Below are 23,621 nucleotides of genomic sequence, written 5' to 3'. Positions count from 1 at the left end.
TTTATTGAAAAGCATCTTATTTAAGCAGTTTTTTAAAGTAATCTGGAAATATTATTACAGATTAGTCGTTTTCAGCGCCATGACTGGCTTCTAAATCACCCATCACTATGTGATTTATACAATTGCGTTTAAATTTTAAATAGGCTAGATTGCTCAACATTACGCAGCCATCTGGCTCAAAATAGTTAGAAACAGGAGATTTAATGCTTAGACATGGAATTGTGCTGACAATACTCGTTCTGGTAGCAGCATGTACTAGTAAAGCCGAGAGGTTAACAGAACAAATTCTGCAAGAGCTTGAAGTGGCAGAAAGACGAATAGACTCACTGCAAAGCTATCTAGATAAAGGCTTAATAAGAAATGCAGTGATGCTTGATAATTATGCCAGTCAATTGAAAAAGCAGCAGCCGGAGAACGCAACATTAATCGATAACTTGGCCGCTAATCGTCTACCGGATGGGCCCATGCTAGCCAGTCTTAAGGCGAGACTGCAAGAAGTTAAGCAGTTTCCTGGCAAAACGGTGGAGCACTTAGAGCAAAGTTTGGCAGAAGCTTATGCTTTGCAAGAAGCTGCGCAGCCAGAAATTTTTAATGATGCGCTTTCAGATACCGTCAATGTTTTAGCCGATTTGTCTCAAGGCCGGCTACCACGGGTGCAGTCACTAAGCAGCTCAGCAGAGCAGCAGTTAAACGCTTCTCAATCGAAAGGACCTGGCTCTCAGCTTGTTGGAAATCCCCAGTACGGACAGTGGAAAACCAATAGCAGTGGGATGAGTTTTTGGGAATGGTATGGCATGTATGCCTTGTTTTCAAATTTAACCAACGGAGGCCCATACGGATACGGTAGCTGGGCCAGAAACAGACCTTATTCTTATTATCATGATTATGGACGTCATCGTTACACTAAGCCATCGACCTTAGCCAGGCAAAAAAACATAGAAACCCGTACTGCAAAGAACTATCGCTCGCAAGGAAAACGATTTAGTAGCCCTTATGCCAAGCAAAGAAGTGGTGCCAGTCAAATGAGCCGGGCGAGTAAATCTAGACCCTCTTCTGGAAGCCTAAGAAGCGCTTCGTCTTTTCGAAAGTCGTCAAGTAGCTCTGGACGAAGAGGAAGTGCAAGAACAAATCGTGGCCCGAGCCGTGGAAAATAATTTTAGGGGAAATAGAAATGCAATTTGATCAACTCGATATATGGAATACCCAAGTTATATTATTAGATCTCGCTATCGTGGTGGGGCTAATCGTTAGTTTAAAGTTTTTAAAAGGCGTCCTTGCTAATGTTCATTCACAAAAAGAACTGGTAGAAAATAATAATGCGGCCTTTGGAATTAGCTTTGGTGGTGCAATTTTGGCATTAGCAGTAATGTTGACTGGGGTGTCTAGCGGTGATGAAGCAGACTCCTTAATGGCTGAACTTAGCGCTATGTTGGGGTTTGGTGTGCTGGGCATGGTGCTTATTTTACTAGGGCGAATTATTCAAGATAAGTTAGTGCTGCGCCAAATTGATATTCATGGCGAATTAGCCAAAGGCAATATTGCTTGTGCACTGGTTGATGTAGGTCACATGTTAGCTGTTGGAATCATTGTGCGCTCAGTCATGGTGTGGGTACCGAGTTCTGACCTATCGATTGTGTCATTGTTGTTAGTAGCTTTCGTTTTGTCACAATTAGTAATGGTTGTCGCTTCACTTTATCGCGTAAAGCTCTTTAAAGTAAGTAACAATGACGGAAGTAACTGCTTACAGACTGCAGTAGTGGGTGGTAACTCAGCTTTAGCGCTTCGTTATGCTGCTTTTAGTATTGGTGCGGCTTTAGTCGTGACTACCGCTTCTCATTTGGTGGCGTTTAGCCCTGCCGAGTATTGGTTATCAGCGGTGACTTGGGCAGGGGTAGCATTAGTTAGTATTCCTATTTATGCGGTAATTGCCGTTATTATTAGAAAGCTAGTCCTTAGCGGAGTCGATGTTGCACAGGAAGTTGACCGCGAGCAAAACATGGGAGTTGCAGCAGTTGAAGGCGCAATTTTTATTGCTTTAAGTTTGGTTTTATCGGCATTAATTTAAGCAACACGATATTTTTAGGGAATAGAATTTCACAATGAATGTGAACCCACCTAATAGACGCTGGCTACTTATTCGTCATGACATTGCCCTTATGGGCATTATGATGGTTTTAGCGGCCTGCGGTCTTATTTATGAATATTTACTTTCTCATTATGCTGGCCGCGTGCTTGGCATAATGGAAACCACCATTTACACCATGATTGGCATTATGATTGTTGCCATGGGGCTTGGTGCATGGTGTGCTAAATGGCTTAAAGATCCCTTTTCTGCATTTGCTTGGTTAGAGTGCTTAGTTGCGTTACTTGGGGTAACAGCAACCCTCTTTATTGCTTCGATTATTGCTTTAACCGGGCTGTTACCGGAGTTATTAGCCGACAGTTTTAATCTTCCGCCAGATGTGGTTCTTAAAGGTGGAATTATTGAACAATTGCAATATTACAGCCGCTTTTTACCGTTTATCATGGGGTTTTTGTTGGGGTTATTCATTGGAATGGAAATCCCGCTTATCGCGAGAGTGAGAGAAGCGGTTTATGGTCAACATTTAGAAAATAACGTGGGAACCATTTATGGTGCGGACTATATTGGAGCCGGCTTAGGAGCTTTTGTGTGGGTTTCATTAATGCTCTCTTTAGAGATAACCACCGCGGCAGTATTAACGGCATTACTTAACGTGATTGCCGGTTCGCTTTTCCTGTTTATTTACTGGTCTAAAATCGCTAATCGAAAAATTCTCGTGGCGGTACATCTATTCTTACTTGTTGTTCTGGGGATTGTGGCAGACAGTGGTGCGCGATGGATGAGTGAGTTTGCGAATGTGTTATATCGCGATCAAGTCATTTATCAAGACAATACTCAATACCAAAATATTACTTTTACTCAACGATCGTTTGGTCAGACTACTTCCGTGTTGGATATGTACTTAAACGGGCGGCTTCAATTTAGTAGTCAAGATGAGGCAATTTATCATGCCATGCTAACCTATCCTGCTTTAATGGCATCAGCTCGCCAGAATAAAGTACTCATCATCGGTGGCGGAGATGGCTTAGCACTAAGAGATGTGTTGCGTTGGAATCCGCAGCAAGTTCACCTTATTGATTTAGATCCCGGACTGGTGAGTTTGTTTTCAAATCGCTATGCATTAGATAGCTCCGTGTCGACTGAAGTGCTGCGAAAGCGATTAATGGCGCTCAATAATGCCAGTTTTGAAGATCCGAGAGTGGAGGTGATTTTTGGTGATGCTTTTATCGAAGTTGAAAAGCTGCTCGAGTCACAACTAAAATTTGATACCGTCATTATAGACTTACCTGACCCAAGCCATCCTGATTTAAATAAGTTATATTCAGATTACTTTTATGCGCGGATAAAACAGTTGCTCAGTGCTGATGGTGCATTAGTCGTTCAATCGACTTCTCCTTATCATGCCAAGAATGCTTTTCAAAGTATTGGAAAAACCGTAAAGACTGCTGGTTTCTCGCAGGTAGAGCAATATCGTCAAAATGTACCTTCGTTTGGGGAGTGGGGATGGACTATTGCAACGCTGGCTGGCAAAGCGCCAAGTCATAGAATAAGAGAATTTGAACGGTTGCCTTATCCAAGTCGCTATTTAACAATTGATCTATTAAATGGCGCGTTCGCTTTTCCGGCAGACTTTTATGCTCAACTAGAGGAAATCAATACGAACTATCTGGGGAGTGGTGTGGTTTATCAATATCACACCCAAGCCTGGCAGCGAGATGTAGGCGTTTATTCAGCCGCCAAAAAATAAATCGAAAAAGGGTGTTGACATTTTATGTCATCACAAGTATCTTAAACTCAATCACGACATAAAATGTCATAACCAAGAGGAAATTAGCATCATGTCATTAAAGGAACTCGCAATTAAACTGAATGGTTTTGTGCAAGATGGCTTTGCTTTAGATGTATTACCAATGCAAGAGAACGGTGACGGTGAAATTACCGTACTGCAGATAATTGTAGAAGGGTTTGATGAATTGCCGGTTTACGTAACGGCAACAGAAGAGCAAATTTTATGTGTAACTAACTTATTTACTATTGATGAAGTGAAGCCAAACTTAGTGGACGAGCTTAACTCAACTCTGTTGCAGCTAACGGTTAATGTGCCACTGAGCTCGTTTGGAGTTATTGACAATCAATACGTACTTTTTGGTGCAATGAGCGTTTCGACTTTGCAAGAAAACATTGCCCATGAGTTAGTGACTCAAGCAGAAAACTCGCTAGAAGCGCTTGAGGCGTTAGAGCAGTTTTTAAATTAATAACGAATTATTGAATTTTTATTATAGATTTTGTTGACCCATCGGGAGAAAGTAAATGAGTATTCTTAAAAAAATTGTCACGGCAATTAGAGGCGGAGCAAGAGAAGTTGGTGAGTCAATCGTTGATTCTAACGCCATTAGAATTTTAGAGCAGGAAATTGTTGATCAAGAAAACGCCATTGCTAAAGCAAAAGACTCCTTGACTGATGTTATGGCAGACCAGTCAAAAACCGCTCGACAAATAAACGCATTGAAAGAGCGTATTGCAGAGCACGAAAAATATGCAACCCAAGCGTTAGAAAAAGGTGACGAAGGTTTAGCGCTAGAAGTTGCAGAAAAAATTGCAGAGTATGAAAATGAAGTCAACGAGTTACAGCCTATATTAGACAATTACAAAGCAAGTGTTGCTTCGTTGAAAGATCAAATTCGTAAAGCTGAAAAGTCAATACAAGAACATAAGCGTGAATTGTCAGTGGTAAAAACAACTGAAAGTGTTCAAAAAGCACGGGTTTCGGTTAATCAATCATTGTCTTCTAATGTATCTAAATCGAGCGCAGCAAGAGACTCGCTAAATCGTATTAAAGAGAGACAACAGCGTACTGAAGATAAAATTAAAGCTTCTGAAGAGTTAAATGCAGAAAACTCAGATGCCGCTTTAAAAGACAAGCTTGCCAGTGCGGGTATTGGACAAACCAAATCACAAGCGAGCGATATTTTAGCCAGGTTAAAAAAGTAAACTGAAACAAAAAGCCAAACTAATGGTTTGGCTTTTTTGTTGTAAGGATTATTTATGCTCAAAAAACTATTTGGTAAAAAAGCCTCACCAGTTAGAAAGTTAACCAATCCTAAAGATCTGATGGTTGGTGATATGTTAGAGCTCGTTGACTCTTTTAGTTTACCCGTTGAACTAAGAGGCAAGACCTTTGCGGTAAAAGCGATTAACACTTATGAATATGAATATTCAAGCACAGCCGAGTTCTTGTTAGAAGGTCCTGAACAGCAAGCTATTCACATGAGTATTGAAAGCGAATACGGTGAAGATTACGTTAACTTTACAAAAAAAATTGATAGAAGTGAGGTTGAGTCGCTGTTTGACATGGACACTTTTGGTTTAGTTTTTGAAGAAACTATTTGTGACGAAAAAATTGAAGTGATTGCAGGCAGCGGACAATATGAGAGATGGTTGGCTGATGCTTATCGGCAACAAGGTGAATGGAGTGGTGGTTATTATTACCCTCAAGACTTAAGAGATAAGCCTAAAAGCCATTATCAAGATGGACAAAGTGAACCCTTTGAAAGCGTTAGCCTTGCCGCAGACGATGAAATGCATAGTGTTGAAATTGAAGTTTGGAAAGACGGAGCCACTGATATTTTTCTAGGTATTTCAAGACCTGTATCAGACATTAAAGCGCTCTATGGAAAAACCTAGTCGAGAGCGATTACTAATAGGCTGAAACTTTTAATGACGAAATCAAATAAAAAGTGGGATAAGCAAGCACAGGCAGCAAAAGCGACTCAGGTCGCTTTTGATGTAAGTGAGGTGGTGCATAATCACATTCAGTTTAAATCGGTTGAAGATCAGTTAAAACCGTCTGACTATATTCGCAAGTTACTTGGGCTTTCTTTTAAAAGAAAAAAAGTGAGACCCAGATTAACCGTGACATTAACTGAAGAAGACTATCTAGAGCTGGCTAAAAAATATAACCTGCCCAGTGACGACAAAATCGCGATAAAGCATGCCGTAACTAAAACCTTGATATCGGCAGCGGAAAAATAACGAATAAAATAAAATGTTAAGACAACTTAGAAAACTGCTCAGAAAAAACCGGCGAAAGCTTTACTCTAGAGGCATTATTGTAGAGTCAAGGCAGCGCATCAAGCAGCTGTTTGGTTTAGTCATGTTAATTATTCTTGCACACTCTGCGGCGATGATGATTTTTGAAGATATGTCGTTCGGTGATGCTTTATGGTTAAGCTTAACGACTATCAATACTACTGGCTATGGTGACGTTAGTAGTTCAACTTTAATTGGCCGAAGTTTTACGGTTATTTTAATGTATTTTTTAGGTATTACATTAATGGCTCAGTTGGCTACGGAATATATCGAATATCGATTTGAAAAAAAAGAACGTAAAGCTAAAGGTTTATGGGACTGGAAAGACATGAAAGATCATATAGTAATTATTAATACACCAAAATATGCACCGCAGCTGTATTTAGAGAGATTGGTTAAACAGTTAAGGCAAACGCCAAAGTTCTCCAACCACCCTATTTGCATTATTACTGAAGAGTTTGCCGATGGGTTGCCGCTTAGCTTGTTAGATTCAAATGTGGTGCATGTGCATGGTGACGGACGAAGTCGAGATGCGCTAACCCGGGCGGATGTTATGGATGCTGAATATATTACTTTAGTTGCCCCGGATACAGGCAGCATCAACTCTGACTCTATTACTTTAGATATTCTCTTTCATTTAAGCCAATTGGAAGTAAAAGCAACACTTATCACTGAAGTTGTTGACGATAGCAATCGCAGCCGGTTTTTACAGTTAGGTTCAAACGCAGTAATTAGACCGATAAGAGCTTATCCCGAATTAATTGTTAGAGCGATGGAAGCGCCTGGGTCAGAAAAATTTATGGAGAATCTTTTTGGGCACGAAGGCGATAGTGCACTTCGCTTTGACTGTGAATTTTCTGTTGAAAAGTGGAGTTTGTTAGCGTGTCATTTAATTAATTTAGGACTAGGTACTCCAGTTGGTTTTGTTAAGCCCAATGGAGACGTATGTACTAATCCCGCGCCATTAAAAAGCGCTGCTGGAATTGCAATTATATTACTAGTTCATCAGGATCATGTACCTAGTCAAAAAGTTGTAGAAAATGCAATTAAATCAATTAGCCAAGGAGCATTAAATGAATAAACCAACTGGAGCCGGTGGTACTAAAGGGGGAGTAGGTCGTTATTTAAGTGGCTTATTAATGATGGCTGTTGGCACATACTTATTTCTTTCTAAGGTTATGGTTACTAGCGGTGCTTTCTCTGGTGGCTTTGGTATGAGGACTCATCTCTATTCAATGGGTGGAGGTTTTAACGTAACCGGTGGAATGATATTAATTCCATTTGTTATCGGCGTGGTGATGGTATTTTGGAATAGTAAAAATCCATTAGGTTGGCTGCTAAGCGGCGGCAGTGTAGTGGCGTTAATTGCCGGAATAATTATTAATATTCGAATGACATTAGTACCTATGTCGGCGTTTGATATTATGATGCTATTAGTATTGATAGGCGGTGGTGCAGGGCTTTTCTTTAGTTCACTGCGTAACTTCGACTCAGATTAAGACGCTGGTGTGAGCGATTATAATAATAAAAGAATACAGTATTACGCCGCTTGCTACCGAAAAGATTCTGGCAGTATAAACTTATGGAATCTAGTAAAGTCTAATAAAAACGGTTTTTGGTGTCCGCTAGAAGAAGAGCTTATTTCTGGTTTCATTAGTCGAGTTCCCATTAATGCTGATGATGCTAGCCAACTGATACAAAAAGCTGAGTTGTATCAGCGAGAAAAAAAATTAATTTACACTAGCTTGTATTTAACCGGCGTTGCAGAAGTTAATGGACGCCGCATAGAGATTGCCTCTCCTTTTGTTTATTATGACGCGCATATAGAACAAAGCGGATCTAAATTTTATTTGCAAATTGAACCGCAGCAATATTGTATAAATGATCTGTTATTAAAGTGGATTGCGCCAAATAATGAGCAATTCCCAAGTGATAATGCGCGCTATTTCAATCCTCAAGATTGGGTCGGCTGGTTGCAAACTAACTTACCTCGAGTCGAACTAAGTTCAATTTTTGACTACCCGCGTTTAAATAGCCGCAAGTCAATACGTGCTTTAAGCAAGCAAAATAGCTTGGCCGTTTCTGCTTTCTCGCAATTACTTATTGTGGATAAGCCTAAAGGCAGTCGCGGCGTATTGCATGAGCTCAGTCAAATTCAAGCCAATGCTGAATTATCTGCGCCGCTAAAAAGCATACTTGGTAGCGGTGCGCAAACTAAGAAATCACAGAATAAAAAAACGAAAAACGCTAATCAGCAAGAAATAGATTTCTCATTGCCAGTGCTATTGAGTGAGTCTCAGAAAAAAGCATTGCGCGCTGCAAAACAAAAAGAACTGTCCATTTTATACGGTCCACCGGGTACTGGTAAAAGCTATACGATTGCGGCAGTTGCATGTGAGCATATGTCGAGAGGCGAGAGCGTTTTAATCGTAGCAAATAATGAGCATGCACTCGATGTAATAGAAGAAAAGCTCAATCAAGTATTTCAACTCAATGACCTAGCAATTAGAGCAGGAAGCAAGCAGTTTTTAAAAGACTTTAAACGCTATATTAATGACCTGTTAAAAGGATATATTTCCATTGCAGATTTCTCAAGCTTAAAATCAATTGAGAAAAATCTAAAATCACTCAATAAAAAACTGCAGTACCTAGACAAGAAATTTATCCGCTACTCTAAAAGAGCACTATTGCATAGTCATTTAAGCCAGCTTAGGGAAAGCAAACAGATAAATCTTTATCAACGTATTCGTCTTAACTTGTTAGCATGGCGGCAACAAAAGCCAACTCGACTGTACGATACTTTATGTGAAATAAAGCAAGCAATCAAAGCGAAAGAGGCGCTGGCTCAATCATTTCTGCTCGCAGGAAATGCTCAGCGAAAACAGCAGCTAATAGAGAATGATAGGCTTGAGTTAAAACAGTTTAATCAAGCGATTAGGGCGAGAACCTCGTTAAAGCAGACAAGTATTTTTGAGAATATTGATTATACAAAGTTGAATCATGCGTTCAATATTTGGCTGGTCAGTTTAGACACCTTACATAAAGTTTTGCCACTAAAAAAATCACTGTTTGATCTGGTGATTTTTGACGAAGCGACACAAAGTAATGTCGCAATAAGCTTGCCAGCAATACAGCGAGCAAAACGTTGCATGGTTGTTGGCGATAGTAAGCAGCTGCGTCATTATTCTTTTGTATCTAGGCAGTTTCAAACAGAGGTTTTAGCTGAACAAGGACTGTCTATTGATGACCCTGGAGTCGTCAGTTATCGAGATAAAAGTATACTTGACCTTGCTTATCAAGCGGTTAATGATTCGAGTTCGACAGCCTTTCTAGACGAGCACTTTCGCAGTGTGCCCAAGCTAATCGATTTTAGTAATCAGCATTTTTATCATAGTCGACTTAAGGTCATGCAACATCGACCTGATTTGTGTAACGGTGATTTAACGATATTTGCAGCCAATGGTGCTCGCAATGAAGCCGGTGTTAATCAGCAAGAAGCCCAAGCCTTGATCGACGAACTAAAAAAATTAATATTAGATTGCCAAGAACTTAACACTAAACCCAGTATTGGTGTGATTTCTCCTTTTCGTTCTCAGGTAGACTATTTAAATCAGCTACTAGAAAAGCAATTAGAACCTGCTCATTTAACTAGCCATGCAATTCGGTGTGCAACACCCTATGGGTTTCAAGGTGAAGAGCGGGATATTATGCTAATTTCTTTCGCAATAGATGCTAAAGATTCGCGTGCCGCTAGCTATCTAAATCAAGCAGATATGTTTAATGTTTGTGTCACCCGTGCAAAAACTAGCACGTTAGTTTACACATCGGTCACCTCAAATGATTTAAAAGCTAATAATTTACTTAGACTTTATTTAGAGTCGATAACGACTTTTAAGCGGCGCATAGTGAAAGATGACTCAGTCGATAAATTTCAAGAAGAAGTGGTGGGCTTCTTAGCTGAGCAAAAGATTAAGTATTGGCGCGGACATTTTATCGCAGGCCAATATATTGATGTCTTTATTAAAGTGAATGAAGACTACTTCGCCATTGACTTAATCGGTTACCCTGGCGCTTGGTATCAGTCGTTTGATATTAATACTTATAAGATTTTGGCACGAGCAAAAATAGAAGTGATTCCTTTGGCTTATATCGATTGGAAACAATCACCAAAGGAAGCGTTACTTCACCTGATAAAAAATAAAGTTACTAAATCATAGGGCCGGTGTAGTCGTTAAGACGAATCCATTTAGTGGCAATCCATTTTTCGCCTTGAGTCACTGGGCTACCACCATGAAAGGTGTTAGGATCAAGTAGTCCCGAGTCATTAGAATAAGAAAAGAAAATCGCGTTGCCTTTTCTTGGCATAATATCGAGTCCTAGCTTTGGAAAAACCGTAGAGCCTCCGGCTTCAACATCATTCAAATACATAATTAATGTTGCAAACCTTTGCCCACCCATTGACAGTGTTTTTTGATTACCTGGTTTTTCAGGATCGAAATAATCGAAATGCGGCTCGTATTCGGCACCTATAGCATAGTTTAGCGTTTGAATGGGTTCGCCTCGACTCACCGGGCACCCGATAAGTGCAGCAATACGAGCTTCAATAGTTTGTATGAGTTTATTTTCACCGCGATAAAAGGCAGCGCCATAACTGGTTCTTACTTCATCTTTGTCATAGCTTCCTGTCACTGGATTAACAACAGTTGATGGGGTGAGGCGAGATTTAGATTGAGCAATGAGTTCGTCGCACTCTGCATCACTGAGCAAGTTGGCAAATAACACAATTCGCGGATTATTAATAGCCATCAAAATGTGCACGTCTCGATCGGCGGCTCTTTGAGTACTTGGCGCAGCGGCCAAAACGCTACTCGAAGATGGGCGAATTGTTTGCCCTGCGGCTTCTAATTGGGCTAAGTAGTCATCGACAGCGAGTTCGTATTCTTTAGGATGTCCGTAGGCTTGCAGTTGCTTTAATATGACCTCTTTAGGGTGGCCATCATTAACCACTAGAGTTACCCATTGTTGGAGCTCTTCGCTTAAATCAGAGAATTTCATTGATAGTCTCGGGGTTATCGATTTTATTCTGTAAAAGTATCAAAAAATACAACAAAAGAAATGCAGATATTCACACTTTAGTAAGCTGACTCGACTCAGATAATGTTTTTTCCATCAAATGTGATAATTTCTAGCTTGTTTAAATCTAGTTCATCTATGCAGCCTAAATTGATTCGAAAGCTATTCGGGGTTTCTACACCGTTGTGAAAGGGATAAATCCCACAGCGCGAACAAAAAAAGTGATTAACTAGGCGATCTCCCCATAAGTAGCAACTTAACAGCTCTTTTCCTTTGATGATTTTAAAGTCAGCATCAGAGTAGTAGTGCTCGCTCATTATGGCGTTTTTGCGTCTACAAATAGAACAATTGCAGCTAAAGCCTCGAGTGATGACCTCCGAATCAACCTCAAATTGAATACTGTTACAGTGACAACCACCTTGATAGCGCATATTTATTCCTTTTAAATAGAGTAAGTTAGCTTAAAAATAAGCAGATTAAGTTGATTGAAGGCTTTTTATTTAAATAAGTATTGACTCAGTACAAATAAACTATATACTGGCCCCAGCTTGAAAGTAAGTCTGATATTTATGCAACACCATTTCGTTAATTATGCACACCATTTCGATGTCCTGTTCTAATTCTTGTAATGTTCTAAATAAGTAGTAGCACAACTTCTAGCAAAATCCCGGTTCGAAAGAGCCAAACTACAAATTTTTTTAATAGGAATTAAGACTATGTCTAATACAACTACTGGTACAGTAAAATGGTTTAACGAAGCTAAAGGTTTTGGATTCATCGAGCAAGAATCTGGTCCTGACGTTTTTGCACATTTCAGCGCAATCACTGGTAACGGTTTCAAAACTTTGGCTGAAGGCCAACGTGTTGAGTTCACAGTAACTGATGGTCAAAAAGGCCCTCAAGCTGAGAACATTGTAGCACTATAATGCTACGGTAGCATTGGCTACCTTAAAATTTAGAATGCAGGTATTTACCTGCTTTCAATAGAAAGGGTAAGGCTTAGGTCTTGCCCTTTTTAGTTTTTACTATACTTTATTTTATTATTTTTCTTCCTACCTATTTCTGGAAAACTTATGTCAAGCAATGCATTTTCACAATTAAACTTAATTCCAGAACTTATATCTAATCTTGAGTCTTTGGCATTTAACCAAATGACGCCTATTCAAGCGCAAAGCCTACCACCAATTATTTTAGGTAAAGATGTGATAGCACAAGCCAAAACAGGCTCTGGAAAAACCGCCGCATTTGGACTTGGTATATTAAACAAACTCAAAGTAAAGCAGTTTAGAGTGCAAACTTTAGTACTTTGCCCTACGCGCGAGCTTGCAGATCAAGTTGCCAAAGAAATTCGTCGCTTGGCGCGTGCAATTCATAATATTAAAGTACTCACTATATGCGGAGGAATGCCATTTGGCCCGCAAATTGGTTCTTTAGAACATGGTGCGCATATTGTAGTTGGCACGCCAGGAAGAATTGAAGAACACGTGAGAAAAGGCAATCTAAATTTTGACCATCTGACAACCTTGGTCTTAGATGAAGCCGATCGAATGCTTGAAATGGGTTTTAAGCCTGCGCTAGAGAGTATTATCGCGGCAATGCCTCGGCAGCGCCAAACCTTACTTTTTAGCGCTACGTTTCCAAAAGAAATTCAAGCAATCGCGAAACAGGTTATGCAGCAGCCGCAAATGGTTGAAGCGCAAGAGACACATAACCACACCAGTATAGAGCAACACTTTTATCTTGTTAGTGATTTTGCTGAACGAGTTGCTGCGGTGCGCTTGTTGTTAATGAAGTTTTTGCCCACTTCAGCGGTGGTTTTTTGTAATACCAAAAAAGAAGTCCAAGAGTTGACTATGCAGCTTTGTGATCAAGGGATTTACGCTGTCGCATTGCATGGTGATTTAGATCAAAAAGATCGCGACCAAACGCTTGTCAGATTCGCAAATCAAAGCGTTAATGTGCTTGTTGCCACCGATGTGGCGGCTAGAGGGTTAGACATAAAGTCGTTAGACGCAGTGATTAATGTTGGCATGGCGCATGATAGCGAAGTGCATGTTCACCGAATTGGGCGAACCGGAAGAGCCGGTGAAAAGGGTATTGCCTGTAGCTTAGTGTTAGAAAAAGAAAAGTTTAAAATAAAGCGTTTAGAAGACTACTTGCAACAAACCATAAGCTTTGAAGCACTGCCAGATAGAAGCGTATTGCGTGGCCAACTCCCCACTCCCAGAATGCTTACCTTACAAATTGATGGTGGAAAAAAGCAAAAAGTAAGGCCAGGAGATATCCTAGGCGCTCTTACCGGTGAGAATGGGATTGATGGCAATAATGTAGGGAAAATTCAAATTTTTCCCAATACCGCATACGTTGCGGTAGCAACTCAAGTTGCGAAACAAGCGCTTAAAAAGCTTTCGCAAGGTAAACTTAAAGGGCGCAGTTTTAAAGTCCGCCAAGTCACCTAGTTATTGAATATAGCCTAACCAAGCTTTTAGTAACGTTTCGAAGTCTTCTAGGCCTGCGACAGAGGTGAGCTCTTGGTCAAAATAATCTGCTTGGCCAAAAGTCTCTTGATCTAACTCGTTGTGGTCAAAATTATCAGCAAGTAGGTTGGCTTGAATTTCAATTTGGTGGAGAGTTAATGTCAGTTCAAACTCTTTACCTTGGAAATAATAACTGATTTTTGTCGCGTCTTTAATAAGTTCTATTTGGGCAAGCAGTGAGCAAATTAATGCTCGGTTTTGACCAACCTCTTCAGTTAAAAAGCGCGCAGTCGCTTCTTGTCCCATTTCTAATTTTGCAACAAAACTACCGAAGCCGTCTTGATAAAATTGATAGTCCATAGGGTTATGCCTGCTTCAGTTGTTGTGAAATTAACAGTGAAATAAAATTAGCGTAAGTCATGGTTTATGGAGGGTGAAGCGCAGTTGAGCTTAGTCTAAATTAAGGTATTGCTTAGTGAATGGTTTAATAAATACAGATTGAAATAAAAAAGCTGAAAAACCTAATTATCAATTTTAACGTTGATAATTAGGTCGCCGTTGTTGTTAGCTTGCTTTCACTTTTGCCGGAGGTGATGGTGGAATTTTTTCATCACCTTTTTTACGCTCTGGTACGGTTTTTCCACGATAGAGTCGATAGGTTTTATTAGGAAACATTTGTTTCACTTTTTCCATCGCGTCGTCAAAGTCTTTTGCTTGAAAAGTTTCAACAGGATCTTGTTTACCACCAGATTGAATGAGTACGGTAAAATATTCCACTTTTAGCTCCCTAGTTGCTGTAGTAATAGGATTTAAAATCGACTAGAAGGTACCAAAAGAGTTAATGGCTTAATTAAAAAAATAGCCAAATAAGGTTTATTACCAAAGTAACAAACATCATTCTATTGAGGTGAATCTACGCCAAATCGATGTTATCTAGTGCTCAGTATAGCATTAAACAGCCTTAAACGGCAGCGTGAATTCAATGTGCATAGTGCACTGCTTTGCGAGTAAGCATGAGATGCTAGCGAGCAGCAACTGCCTGATTAGATTACTAAACTAGCTTAATTGTGAACAAACTTAGCTAAAATTTTATGCTATGATCGCTAGAGTTCATTTTAGGTAAAGAAGCTAGCTATGAAAATAACCCTTCCAGACTTTCAAAAAGCCAAGGTGCTCGTTGTTGGCGATCTTATGTTAGATCGTTATTGGCATGGTGGAAGCTCAAGAATTTCACCAGAAGCGCCCGTTCAAGTGGTGAACGTTGGGCAAATCGAAGAGCGTCCAGGCGGCGCCGGAAATGTCGCGCTCAATATAGCCAGTTTAGGCGCAAAAACGACTTTAATTGGCATTACCGGTGATGACGAAGCCGCGCAAAGTTTAACAACTAAATTAACTGCAGCTCAAGTAAACTGCGACTTTGAAAAAGTTTCAGGGGTTCCTACCATTACTAAGTTGCGAGTGATTAGTCGTCAACAGCAGCTAATCCGCTTAGACTTTGAAGAGCATTTTAATGGTCGAGGAGTTGACGGCTTAGCGTCTCGTTTAAAGCAACAAATTGCTGATTGTGGCGCGTTAATATTATCTGATTACGCCAAAGGAACCTTAGATAATGTCGAGGCACTAATTGAAATGGCACGGCAAGCTAATGTTCCAGTTTTAATCGATCCTAAAGGAACAGATTTTTCGCGTTATCGCGGTGCGACAATGATAACCCCTAATTTACATGAATTTGAGGCGGTTGTTGGACCCTGCAAAAGCGAGCAAGAGTTAGTTGATAAAGGAAACCAATTATTAACAGAGAATCAATGGCAAGCTTTATTAATTACTCGCGGTGAACATGGCATGACCTTATTACGCGAAGGCCAGCCAGAATTTCATTTACCTGCGTTAGCTAGAGAAGTGTTTGATGTAACCGGGGCAGGCGACACCGTGATTGCCACACTCGCTAGTGCGATTGCCGCCGGTAGTGAATTAGAAAATGCAGTAGCTCTCGCTAATACTGCGGCAGGTATTGTCGTAGTTAAACTGGGCACGGCAACTGTGAGTAATCACGAGCTACGCCGTAAGATCCGTTCTGGAGGCGAGTTAGGCAGCGGGGTGTTAAACCAAGAGCAACTTAAAATTGTGGTCGATGAAGCCAGGGCGCATGGTGAAAAAGTTGTTATGACAAATGGCTGTTTTGATATTTTACATGCCGGACACGTGGCTTATTTAAAGCAAGCTAAAGCATTAGGGCATCGATTAATTGTCGCGGTAAATTCTGACGAGTCAGTGAAACAACTAAAGGGGGATGGGCGTCCGGTTAACCCATTAGAAAGGCGAATGGCGGTGTTAGCAGGGCTAGGCAGTGTCGACTGGGTGGTGAGCTTCTCTAATGATACGCCTCGCGATTTAATTGCAACAATACTTCCTGATATTTTGGTAAAAGGGGGAGACTATGAAGCTTCTCAAGTTGCCGGCGGACAAGAAGTTATTGCTAACGGCGGTCGAGTTGAAATTTTACAATTTGTCGACGGAGTTTCTACCACCCAAATTATTGAGAGTATTCACCACAACACTCGAGACTGATAATGCAAAATAAACTTGAGTGCTCTAAACTTGAGGACTCTAAACATGAGCATTCTAAACATGGGCATTCTAAACATGAGTGCTTTCAAAATTCGTTGCGATGGGCTGGCGTAACCGGTGCCAGCCTGAGTTTATTCGCCGTAGTGATTGGGGCTTTTTCGGCGCACGCTTTACAAGCTGTTTTAACCGAGCGTGCAATTAGCTTGATTGACACCGGTGCTCAATATCAAATGTATCATGGTATTGGACTGATTTGCATCTACTTGGCCGCTCGACAAATGCCGCGCACTATTTGGCTGAAGCTCGCCGCGGTGAGCATGAGTATTGGTTGTGTTGTATTTAGTGGCGCTTTGTATTTGATCGCATTTACCGGCTTAAAATGGATTGGAGCAATTGCACCTGTCGGTGGAACGGCGCTTATTTTAGCTTGGTTGTGTTTTGCCATAGCGCTTTTTCGTGATTAACTTTTCTGGTTTTATTCTTATTAGTAATTAATTCGTGTTTTAAGTTTCTTACTCGGTTTGTAAACTGGGTTACTCATTAAAAAAACGCATTTTTGTACTATGCTTAATTGAGTCGCTACTCAAAGGCATTCGGTAGCGCTCGCTCGTACTGCAAATTGCATTGCTTACTTTGAGAAACGCTAAATCATGAAAGTATCACAGTTTCATTATAATCACGGTGAATGGCTACCCCAACTCCCGCAAGCTGACCGAGCTAATCTTTTGATTGGGTTTGGAAATCGACAATTGATTAGTGATAGTGATTTTTATCAGCAAATACACCACAGTTTTCCCGCTGCAGAATTAGTTGGTTGTACCACAAGCGGCGAAATCTATTGCACTGAAGTTTACGATGACAGTTTTACATTAACCGCACTAGAATTTGAAAACTCTCATGTAGAAGTGCTCAGCGCGAACATTAACCAATTTATGCGCAGCTTTGACGCTGGACTCTCAATGGCGGGCACGCTGAATAAAGAAAATTTAAAGTATGTGATGGTGTTATGTGATGGCCAGTTAGTCAACGGTTCTGAGCTCACCGATGGATTAAATCATGGCATTGATAGTGATGATATTATTGTAACAGGTGGCATGGCTGGCGATGGAAATCGATTTAAGGAAACTTGTGTTTGGCGTGGTGATAATGTTGAGTCCGGAGAAATAGTCTTATGTGGATTTTACGGTGACGGCATTCGCATTGGTCACGGCTGTGCCGGAGGCTGGACAGCCTTTGGTCCCGACCGTCAAATTACCCGCGCCAGAGGTAATGTACTTTATGAATTAGATAACCAGCCTGCATTGCAACTGTATAAAAGTTATTTAGGCGAATTTAGTGAGCAACTACCCGCTTCGGCGCTTCGGTTTCCACTGAGTTTAAAACTTGCCCATGAAACTGAAAGTGTCGTGCGTACCATTTTAAATATTAATGAACGCGATCAAAGTATGATTTTTGCTGGCGATATGCCTGAAGGTTCAAGTGCGCGCTTAATGCGTGCCAATCAGTCTGCACTTGTTGATGGCGCTGTTGAAGCCGCAACCAGTGCTCAACAGCAATTGCAAGGAGCTAAGCCTCAATTTGCCTTGTTGATTAGTTGTGTAGGTCGACGTTTAGTTTTAAGTCAGCGTACTTACGAAGAGCTAGAAGCTGTCGATGAAGTTTTTGAGCACCAGTGTTTGTTAAGCGGTTTTTATTCCTATGGAGAGCTTTCACCGTTGTTAAGCCAGTCACTATGTCGACTTCATAACCAAACTATGACTATTACTACTTTTGGTGAAGTTTGCAATGGCTGATTTGCCATTACATGAATTGCTTAAAAAGCAATTACAAAGAAATTACCCCGTTAAGAAATTAAGTGACTCATTAACGCCGCTTTTATCCACCATTAGTGAAGCTTACCAAGATTTTGAAAATGACAGAAAGCTTCTTGAGCGTTCGCTCGAACTTGTATCGGAAGAGTTAAATCAGAAAAATCGAGAGCTTAGTGAAAGGCTGCAACAGCTTCAAGCTACCTATCAACAGCTTGGCGAATCTATGAGCGTACTTGATGGTATTTTTGACGCAACAGGCGAAGCCATTTTTGCATTTGATATTCAAGGAAACCTTATTAGAAGTAATCAAAGTGGTCACGATGTACTTAGGTTAGCTGAGAATCATAATTTTGAATATGGAAGTAGTATTTCACATTTAATTGGCCGCTTGTTGAAAAAACCAGATGAGTTTAGTTATGAACTACGCAAGCTAAAGCGCCGTCCCTATTCTAATATTTTTGGTGTAGTTGAGCTTAAAGACGGTCGTTTGTATGAATACCATTCTTCGCCGCAACTAAATGATAACGCATTAATCGGTCGAGTGTGGTGCTTTAGAAATGTTACCCAAATAAAAGAGAATGAGAAGAAAGTAAAGTACCAAGCTTTTCATGATGCATTAACTGAACTTCCTAACCGGTTATTATTAACTGAGCGACTTAATCACGCGATAACATTGTGTGATCGAAATGAGCATATGCTAGCGATACTTTTTATTGATCTCGACTATTTTAAAAAAGTAAATGATACCGCGGGTCATCAAGTGGGTGACAAGCTGCTGGTTGAGGTCGCTAAAAGAATTAAAACTTGCTTACGCGAACATGATACTCTTTCTCGCTTTGGCGGAGACGAATTTGTAGTGCTGTTAGAAAATATTAGCACCCATAGAGTTGCCGCCAAAACCTCACAGCGTATTATTGAGCAGCTGAAATCACCTTTTGAAATTGATGGGTATTTTTTTCACATATCGTCAAGTATTGGGGTGAGTTTATTTCCAAGAGATGATACCTCGCCAGAAGAGTTAATTAGAAAAGCCGATCTTGCTATGTACCATGCGAAACAAAATGGCCGTTGCAATTTTGAGTTTTTTGCTAGTCCATTAGAGCGCTTTGCACATTATCAGCTTCAATTAGAAAACAAATTACGAGAGGCAATGCACGGCGAAGCACTGCAGGTTTATTATCAACCTCAAGTTGATTTAAGCAATCATTCTGTATGGCGCATGGAGGCTTTAGCTCGTTGGTTTCCTACAGAAGGTAAGCCTATTGCTCCTACGGACTTTATTCCCGTTGCAGAAAGAACCGGAATTATTAATGAGTTATCAGAGAAACTTTTTGAGGTGGTATGCCAAGATATTAAAAACTGGCGTAAAGCTGGGTTCGAGAATATTTGTGTGTCGGTGAATTTGTCTGCCAAACAAATTGACGACGCTAACTTATTGACGAGTATTCGACGGCTACTGTTAAAGTACCAAGTACCTGGTCACTGTATTGAATTTGAATTAACAGAAAGCATTTTGCTAGTAGACTTAGAAAAAGTAAATAAAGTGCTAAAAGCATTTAGAAAGCTTGATATTACGATTGCAATTGATGACTTTGGTACGGGCTATTCGTCACTAAAGTACTTACAAACGTTACCTATTGATATTATAAAAATTGACCGTTCATTTATTATTGATTTAATGCAAAATGAAAGCAACCAGCTTATTGTTAACGCAATTATTTCTTTGTCTCATAACCTTAATTTACAGGTTGTTGCAGAAGGCGTTGAGGATAAATGCGTGGTTGACTACTTGACTGAAAAGCATTGCCAATTTATTCAAGGTTTCTATTTTTATCCGCCGTTACCATCAAATGACATACCCAGTGTATTAAGTTCTTCCTAAGCGGTATAATTACATTATTGATAAAACTAAGTAGTAGCGCTATGTTAAACAAGAAGCATAAATTAACGCTTGTGGCGGGCTGGGCATGCTTGCTGTTTGGGGTGTTAATGTATATTTTCCCAATCTTCTATAACTCTCTAGGGCACCAGTCTGGTCTAGTGGCGTTTGTATTGATTTTTATTGGTATTAGCTTACTAAAGTATCGTAAAGATCAGCTTAATTAGTGGTTAAAGTTTCTATTTAAGTTTAATTTACACTTTTAGCTACTATCCCTTGTAAGAGATATCTCACGTGGCGTGTAAGCCATATCTGCAATAGAGTAGCGAAATTGTCACTTCTAGCCCAAAGAAATGCCTTATTTTTCGCGCCCGTATTTTTTAAGCTGTTGAATTTAAACAAATATATTTTTGGATGATAGTTTTTTAGCTAAAAATTAACGTTAAACTTTAAAAACTGCCTATTGCGCCTTTTTAAAATTGTCTTATTCTATGAACCAAGCGTTACGGAAAACGTTGGACTCAAAGGATTAAAAGAAAGGACGCTTTATCAAGGATTAGATAAATATGGATATAGCAGGGAGCATGCTATTCATAGGATGAATTAAAAGCATATGAGGGCGACTTAGGTCGCCCTCACCTATTTCTGCTATCAATAAAATGTCTAGAGCAATAAACTGTATTTGGCGTAACCTGAAACTGACTAGTTGAATTCGACCTTGCCCTACAGTGAACAACTTCCCCTGAAGCTAAAAACTACGTATACAGATCTAGAGCTGCGAAATCACCATGTTATAACGCTCTGGGAGCACTAATCAAAAAGCTGTTATCCTTGGTTCCATCAACACTGCGGTGAGCCATTAAGTAGCAATTCCCCAGCAGTTAACACCTATACGACCGGATTAGTCAAAGAACAATGGGTTACTCTAACTTCCAATTTAATATTAGAATCCGATAAGAATATCCTGTTTGTTAATAATCACGATAATTTCATTAACGGTTTAAAAGACTGTACCAAACACCTATTGAGAGTCAGTCTAAATTTCTTTTAAAGAATTTTAGATATCTTAGCTTAGCTAAAACGCGACTAGAAATTTATCGGTTGCCCTTGGATCTGGCGCCTCAAAAGTCGGGCTTGTAAAATACATCCAGTTATCAATCATTCAGGCAAGGGGCAGCCACAAAAAAACATTCGGAATGAAAATGGATGTTCCAGTGTTCGCAATTTTCTTACTACGCCAGAAAAGCTACCTAAGTTACTGATATAAAATGAATATCCTATTTATGCTATGGAACATTATTCGAATAAAAGTTAAATAATAACGACGCGATTTCAAAGTGATCGCTCTATCTTCTTGATTTAATTTAAAAAAGTATTTCTACACCAAAGTGTTTTTGCGTATTATTGTCATTTACTGAATAGAATAAGCTGTTACGTTCAAAAATTATGAATCGAATTAAATGTGAGTGTTGTGGTGAATTACACGACGCAGAGAACATAGATATCGTCTTCAAAAAGCCTATGTCTTATTTCTTGGTGCCTGAAGCAGAGAGAGAAAACAGACTAGATCATGAAAGCGATGACTTTATAGTAATAGATAATAGTACGTTTTTGGTGAGAGGCGTTTTACCCATACCAGTTCACGAACATGATGAATTTTGTTGGGGAGCCTGGGTTAAAGTTGACGAGCAGACATTTGCTGATATTTGGCACATGCATGAGCATGATGGGACAGGGATGATTTATGAGGGGCTTCTCGATATCGAGCCAACTGGTTATGATGGGGCATACGAAGCAAAAATTCGAATTGAGTTACAAAAGCCTGACCTTAGGCCGAGATTTATGTTTCAAGATAATACATGCAAGATGGCACACGAACAAAATGAAGGGGTGTCTCTTCACGAAATAAGTGAACTTCGTGAGCGTCTACTGGGATAAAAACGTAACCAGAATATGAAATTGATTCGGCGCTAAATACGCGCCTCACTAATTATATGAGCGTTAAGTCTAAGATATGGCATTACCAAAAAATAAATCTCGTAGAATTGCAATTGACGATATTGATTATCGCTACGTCATTTCTATTTCACGGAAAGATGATGGAAATTTTGAATTTAATATCACTGTGCAAAATGAATCATCAAATGGAAGTAAACTACTTCTAAAAGGATTAGTGACGCGAAATTTTTGGCTAGATTTTTCTGATAAAGTAGGGGAGTCGATAAATAGTGACTTGTATCCGACTATCACTCCTAAGCATATAGCTTACTTTATCAGGCAGGCGATCGCGGAAGGGTGGAGTTCGGATAAGCGTGAGAAAGACTTTATCCTGAATGTGAGCAACAAAGACTTAACCAATCAATGAAAAAAGAAACTGAAAAACGTTCTTTTTATTTTGGCGTTAACACTACTAAGATGCGAAGACTTTTAACTTATGCACTTGCAACTTCAGTATACGGGCCGATGATATTGATGTTGTGGGGAGCAACTCTTTGGGTTCCAGGTCTAGTCTTTATGACCATGTTCGAAGGTGACTTTTCGATGGTGTATATGTTTGTGCCAATCGTTTTGGGCTACTTCGGTTTAATGGCTGCTATTGATCTTGTAGAGTTTTTATCTGCTAACAAAGATAGCCTTGATAATTATCGAAAGACATACTTAGGAATGGTTGCAGGAATTATAGCGATAGGATTCCATCACTATATTTTTGAACCGAGCATTTTGAATTCATTATTGATTGAATTGCCGCCCATAATTGCTTCTCTAACGATTGTAGTTTATGTTGAGAGAAAAGGTGTTAACAAGAAATTACAGAAAGACGCAAAAGGCGCGCGTCTGAATTGAGCGTTAAGTACATAATGAGACCACCTAAATATATAGACGATGGAAAAGTTTTACGCTGGGCTTTCTCTGGCAGTGAGCCCTTTGGTGTGATCAAATATTCCGACGGTAGAATTGCAGCTGAGATATATGGATTAGCCATCTGCCAATACGATGGTGACAGCAAAATTTATCGATTTAGCTGCGACAAGGATTGGGAGACTGAGCAAGATGCAGGTTATGGCTCAATTGAAGAAGCTATGAACACTGTTCCAGCTCAGTACCGCGGACAAGAAATAAAATGGCAAGAAGCGTGAAAGTACTTAACAATAAACAGCAGAAATATCAGTGTAAAAGACACACTGAATTCTGTGTAAAGCGTTATGTTTACAGGGAAGGTTCTGTGGTTCTGTTTAATTCTGATATCGTTGAAATATTAAAAAAAACTCTCAATGAGCTGTATATTGATTCAACTTTAATATCTTCTTACGGTATAGGGTTTCAATTCTGCGATGTAAATATACATTGTAATGAGCGCGTTATTGCTCGTATCAATGGAGACATCTTCGAATGGGATGATGCTCCTAATAGTGCGCCATGGGGTAACTTGGTTAGGCAACAATTTTTAGATGTTTGCTTATCCGCGCCTAATATACTTAAAATTACTCTGCAATCTGGCGACTATATTGAAATTGAAACAGTAGAAAGCCAATATGAGTCAGTCATTATTAGCTTTCCGTCAAAAAATAATGAAATAGCAATGGAAACATTCTAGCTAATGTAAACATAACAAGCGCTTTAAGCGGAACAAAAGCAGTTGG

General features: G+C 39.8%; 26 protein-coding genes. 22 read left to right on the top strand and 4 right to left on the bottom strand.

All coding sequences use genetic code 11. The features are described from left to right. Positions 1–203 precede the first annotated feature (203 nt). The 10 genes from ACUR5C_RS15215 to ACUR5C_RS15170 all read left to right on the top strand — a co-directional run bounded on the left by ACUR5C_RS15215 (position 204) and on the right by ACUR5C_RS15170 (position 10,389). Positions 204–1,154 (top strand): hypothetical protein, encoded by a 951-nt coding sequence (locus ACUR5C_RS15215; protein WP_454466033.1) that lies wholly within the window; start codon positions 204–206, stop codon positions 1,152–1,154. Positions 1,155–1,171: 17 nt separating this feature from the next. Beyond that, on the top strand, positions 1,172–2,065 hold the full coding sequence (locus tag ACUR5C_RS15210) for a DUF350 domain-containing protein (RefSeq protein WP_454466032.1): 894 nt from the start codon (positions 1,172–1,174) through the stop codon (positions 2,063–2,065). A 34-nt stretch (positions 2,066–2,099) separates the two neighbouring features. Continuing rightward, positions 2,100–3,830, top strand: a complete 1,731-nt coding sequence (locus tag ACUR5C_RS15205; RefSeq protein ID WP_454466031.1) for a polyamine aminopropyltransferase — start codon at positions 2,100–2,102, stop codon at positions 3,828–3,830. 91 nt (positions 3,831–3,921) lie between these two features. After that, positions 3,922–4,338: a DUF2170 family protein gene (locus tag ACUR5C_RS15200; RefSeq protein WP_454466030.1), complete on the top strand. Its 417-nt coding sequence runs from the start codon at positions 3,922–3,924 to the stop codon at positions 4,336–4,338. A 55-nt stretch (positions 4,339–4,393) separates the two neighbouring features. Continuing rightward, positions 4,394–5,074: a PspA/IM30 family protein gene (locus tag ACUR5C_RS15195; RefSeq protein ID WP_454466029.1), complete on the top strand. Its 681-nt coding sequence runs from the start codon at positions 4,394–4,396 to the stop codon at positions 5,072–5,074. Between the two features lie 54 nt (positions 5,075–5,128). Further along, positions 5,129–5,767, top strand: a complete 639-nt coding sequence (locus ACUR5C_RS15190; protein WP_454466028.1) for a hypothetical protein — start codon at positions 5,129–5,131, stop codon at positions 5,765–5,767. A 33-nt stretch (positions 5,768–5,800) separates the two neighbouring features. Then, positions 5,801–6,115 carry a hypothetical protein gene (locus tag ACUR5C_RS15185; protein WP_454466027.1) on the top strand — a complete coding sequence of 105 codons (315 nt, stop codon included), beginning with the start codon at positions 5,801–5,803 and terminating at the stop codon, positions 6,113–6,115. Between the two features lie 13 nt (positions 6,116–6,128). After that, entirely contained in the window at positions 6,129–7,253 is a 1,125-nt protein-coding gene (locus ACUR5C_RS15180) for an ion channel (protein ID WP_454466026.1), read from the top strand. Continuing rightward, complete coding sequence (locus ACUR5C_RS15175; RefSeq protein WP_454466025.1) at positions 7,246–7,671, top strand: hypothetical protein; 426 nt, start codon at positions 7,246–7,248, stop codon at positions 7,669–7,671. Before ACUR5C_RS15180 ends, ACUR5C_RS15175 begins: the two co-directional genes overlap by 8 nt. A gap of 9 nt (positions 7,672–7,680) precedes the next feature. Next, the gene (locus ACUR5C_RS15170) at positions 7,681–10,389 is read left to right on the top strand and encodes a DEAD/DEAH box helicase (protein WP_454466024.1); all 2,709 of its coding nucleotides are present in this window, start codon (positions 7,681–7,683) and stop codon (positions 10,387–10,389) included. Here ACUR5C_RS15170 and ACUR5C_RS15165 read toward each other — a convergent pair. Both ACUR5C_RS15165 and ACUR5C_RS15160 read right to left on the bottom strand, forming a co-directional pair. Beyond that, positions 10,379–11,227: a 2OG-Fe(II) oxygenase gene (locus tag ACUR5C_RS15165; protein ID WP_454466023.1), complete on the bottom strand. Its 849-nt coding sequence runs from the start codon at positions 11,225–11,227 to the stop codon at positions 10,379–10,381. The two genes, ACUR5C_RS15170 and ACUR5C_RS15165, sit on opposite strands and share 11 nt — an antisense overlap. Positions 11,228–11,322: 95 nt before the next feature. Beyond that, positions 11,323–11,676: a GFA family protein gene (locus ACUR5C_RS15160; RefSeq protein WP_454466022.1), complete on the bottom strand. Its 354-nt coding sequence runs from the start codon at positions 11,674–11,676 to the stop codon at positions 11,323–11,325. A 285-nt stretch (positions 11,677–11,961) separates the two neighbouring features. Between ACUR5C_RS15160 and ACUR5C_RS15155 the strand changes: the two genes are divergently transcribed. Together ACUR5C_RS15155 and dbpA are read left to right on the top strand one after the other, a co-directional pair. Continuing rightward, positions 11,962–12,171 (top strand): cold-shock protein, encoded by a 210-nt coding sequence (locus tag ACUR5C_RS15155; protein ID WP_454466021.1) that lies wholly within the window; start codon positions 11,962–11,964, stop codon positions 12,169–12,171. A gap of 147 nt (positions 12,172–12,318) precedes the next feature. After that, positions 12,319–13,704 (top strand): ATP-dependent RNA helicase DbpA, encoded by a 1,386-nt coding sequence (gene dbpA, locus ACUR5C_RS15150; protein WP_454466020.1) that lies wholly within the window; start codon positions 12,319–12,321, stop codon positions 13,702–13,704. Here the strand turns inward: dbpA and ACUR5C_RS15145 are convergent, their stop codons facing one another. Continuing rightward, the gene (locus ACUR5C_RS15145; RefSeq protein ID WP_454466019.1) at positions 13,705–14,082 is read right to left on the bottom strand and encodes a YacL family protein; all 378 of its coding nucleotides are present in this window, start codon (positions 14,080–14,082) and stop codon (positions 13,705–13,707) included. Positions 14,083–14,286: 204 nt separating this feature from the next. Next, positions 14,287–14,499 (bottom strand): hypothetical protein, encoded by a 213-nt coding sequence (locus ACUR5C_RS15140; RefSeq protein WP_454466018.1) that lies wholly within the window; start codon positions 14,497–14,499, stop codon positions 14,287–14,289. 357 nt (positions 14,500–14,856) lie between these two features. Here ACUR5C_RS15140 and hldE point away from each other — a divergent pair, with 357 nt between their 5' ends. The 10 genes from hldE (at position 14,857) to ACUR5C_RS15090 (ending at position 23,575) form a co-directional block, all read left to right on the top strand. After that, entirely contained in the window at positions 14,857–16,290 is a 1,434-nt protein-coding gene (hldE, locus tag ACUR5C_RS15135) for a bifunctional D-glycero-beta-D-manno-heptose-7-phosphate kinase/D-glycero-beta-D-manno-heptose 1-phosphate adenylyltransferase HldE (protein ID WP_454466017.1), read from the top strand. Between the two features lie 2 nt (positions 16,291–16,292). Beyond that, complete coding sequence (locus ACUR5C_RS15130; RefSeq protein ID WP_454466016.1) at positions 16,293–16,754, top strand: DUF423 domain-containing protein; 462 nt, start codon at positions 16,293–16,295, stop codon at positions 16,752–16,754. A 186-nt stretch (positions 16,755–16,940) separates the two neighbouring features. Continuing rightward, positions 16,941–18,083: an FIST signal transduction protein gene (locus tag ACUR5C_RS15125; RefSeq protein WP_454466015.1), complete on the top strand. Its 1,143-nt coding sequence runs from the start codon at positions 16,941–16,943 to the stop codon at positions 18,081–18,083. Beyond that, on the top strand, positions 18,076–19,983 hold the full coding sequence (locus tag ACUR5C_RS15120; RefSeq protein WP_454466014.1) for a putative bifunctional diguanylate cyclase/phosphodiesterase: 1,908 nt from the start codon (positions 18,076–18,078) through the stop codon (positions 19,981–19,983). The genes ACUR5C_RS15125 and ACUR5C_RS15120 overlap by 8 nt, the downstream gene beginning before the upstream one ends. 41 nt (positions 19,984–20,024) lie before the next feature. After that, positions 20,025–20,207: a hypothetical protein gene (locus ACUR5C_RS15115; RefSeq protein WP_454466013.1), complete on the top strand. Its 183-nt coding sequence runs from the start codon at positions 20,025–20,027 to the stop codon at positions 20,205–20,207. A gap of 1,219 nt (positions 20,208–21,426) precedes the next feature. Next, entirely contained in the window at positions 21,427–21,918 is a 492-nt protein-coding gene (locus ACUR5C_RS15110; RefSeq protein WP_454466012.1) for a DUF2199 domain-containing protein, read from the top strand. A gap of 76 nt (positions 21,919–21,994) precedes the next feature. Continuing rightward, positions 21,995–22,345, top strand: a complete 351-nt coding sequence (locus tag ACUR5C_RS15105; RefSeq protein WP_454466011.1) for a hypothetical protein — start codon at positions 21,995–21,997, stop codon at positions 22,343–22,345. Beyond that, on the top strand, positions 22,342–22,824 hold the full coding sequence (locus tag ACUR5C_RS15100; RefSeq protein ID WP_454466010.1) for a hypothetical protein: 483 nt from the start codon (positions 22,342–22,344) through the stop codon (positions 22,822–22,824). The genes ACUR5C_RS15105 and ACUR5C_RS15100 overlap by 4 nt, the downstream gene beginning before the upstream one ends. 14 nt (positions 22,825–22,838) lie before the next feature. Continuing rightward, positions 22,839–23,117, top strand: coding sequence for a hypothetical protein (locus ACUR5C_RS15095; RefSeq protein ID WP_454466009.1), 279 nt, complete (start codon positions 22,839–22,841; stop codon positions 23,115–23,117). Next, entirely contained in the window at positions 23,102–23,575 is a 474-nt protein-coding gene (locus ACUR5C_RS15090; protein WP_454466008.1) for a hypothetical protein, read from the top strand. Before ACUR5C_RS15095 ends, ACUR5C_RS15090 begins: the two co-directional genes overlap by 16 nt. Positions 23,576–23,621: the final 46 nt, after the last annotated feature.

The sequence above is a fragment of the Aliikangiella aequoris genome (assembly GCF_053709105.1).
This window is presented reverse-complemented; position numbering and strand designations above follow the sequence as displayed.

Coding starts and splice junctions, on each gene's coding strand:
- ACUR5C_RS15110 (WP_454466012.1), top strand. CDS start 21,427: ATGAATCGAATTAAATGTGAGTGTTGTGGTGAATTACACGACGCAGAG.
- ACUR5C_RS15205 (WP_454466031.1), top strand. CDS start 2,100: ATGAATGTGAACCCACCTAATAGACGCTGGCTACTTATTCGTCATGAC.
- ACUR5C_RS15125 (WP_454466015.1), top strand. CDS start 16,941: ATGAAAGTATCACAGTTTCATTATAATCACGGTGAATGGCTACCCCAA.
- ACUR5C_RS15130 (WP_454466016.1), top strand. CDS start 16,293: ATGCAAAATAAACTTGAGTGCTCTAAACTTGAGGACTCTAAACATGAG.
- ACUR5C_RS15095 (WP_454466009.1), top strand. CDS start 22,839: ATGAGACCACCTAAATATATAGACGATGGAAAAGTTTTACGCTGGGCT.
- hldE (WP_454466017.1), top strand. CDS start 14,857: ATGAAAATAACCCTTCCAGACTTTCAAAAAGCCAAGGTGCTCGTTGTT.
- ACUR5C_RS15145 (WP_454466019.1), bottom strand. CDS start 14,082: ATGGACTATCAATTTTATCAAGACGGCTTCGGTAGTTTTGTTGCAAAA.
- ACUR5C_RS15155 (WP_454466021.1), top strand. CDS start 11,962: ATGTCTAATACAACTACTGGTACAGTAAAATGGTTTAACGAAGCTAAA.
- ACUR5C_RS15180 (WP_454466026.1), top strand. CDS start 6,129: ATGTTAAGACAACTTAGAAAACTGCTCAGAAAAAACCGGCGAAAGCTT.
- ACUR5C_RS15185 (WP_454466027.1), top strand. CDS start 5,801: ATGACGAAATCAAATAAAAAGTGGGATAAGCAAGCACAGGCAGCAAAA.
- ACUR5C_RS15200 (WP_454466030.1), top strand. CDS start 3,922: ATGTCATTAAAGGAACTCGCAATTAAACTGAATGGTTTTGTGCAAGAT.
- ACUR5C_RS15090 (WP_454466008.1), top strand. CDS start 23,102: ATGGCAAGAAGCGTGAAAGTACTTAACAATAAACAGCAGAAATATCAG.
- ACUR5C_RS15215 (WP_454466033.1), top strand. CDS start 204: ATGCTTAGACATGGAATTGTGCTGACAATACTCGTTCTGGTAGCAGCA.
- ACUR5C_RS15105 (WP_454466011.1), top strand. CDS start 21,995: ATGGCATTACCAAAAAATAAATCTCGTAGAATTGCAATTGACGATATT.
- ACUR5C_RS15160 (WP_454466022.1), bottom strand. CDS start 11,676: ATGCGCTATCAAGGTGGTTGTCACTGTAACAGTATTCAATTTGAGGTT.
- ACUR5C_RS15120 (WP_454466014.1), top strand. CDS start 18,076: ATGGCTGATTTGCCATTACATGAATTGCTTAAAAAGCAATTACAAAGA.
- ACUR5C_RS15100 (WP_454466010.1), top strand. CDS start 22,342: ATGAAAAAAGAAACTGAAAAACGTTCTTTTTATTTTGGCGTTAACACT.
- ACUR5C_RS15210 (WP_454466032.1), top strand. CDS start 1,172: ATGCAATTTGATCAACTCGATATATGGAATACCCAAGTTATATTATTA.
- ACUR5C_RS15190 (WP_454466028.1), top strand. CDS start 5,129: ATGCTCAAAAAACTATTTGGTAAAAAAGCCTCACCAGTTAGAAAGTTA.
- ACUR5C_RS15175 (WP_454466025.1), top strand. CDS start 7,246: ATGAATAAACCAACTGGAGCCGGTGGTACTAAAGGGGGAGTAGGTCGT.
- ACUR5C_RS15165 (WP_454466023.1), bottom strand. CDS start 11,227: ATGAAATTCTCTGATTTAAGCGAAGAGCTCCAACAATGGGTAACTCTA.
- ACUR5C_RS15115 (WP_454466013.1), top strand. CDS start 20,025: ATGTTAAACAAGAAGCATAAATTAACGCTTGTGGCGGGCTGGGCATGC.
- ACUR5C_RS15195 (WP_454466029.1), top strand. CDS start 4,394: ATGAGTATTCTTAAAAAAATTGTCACGGCAATTAGAGGCGGAGCAAGA.
- dbpA (WP_454466020.1), top strand. CDS start 12,319: ATGTCAAGCAATGCATTTTCACAATTAAACTTAATTCCAGAACTTATA.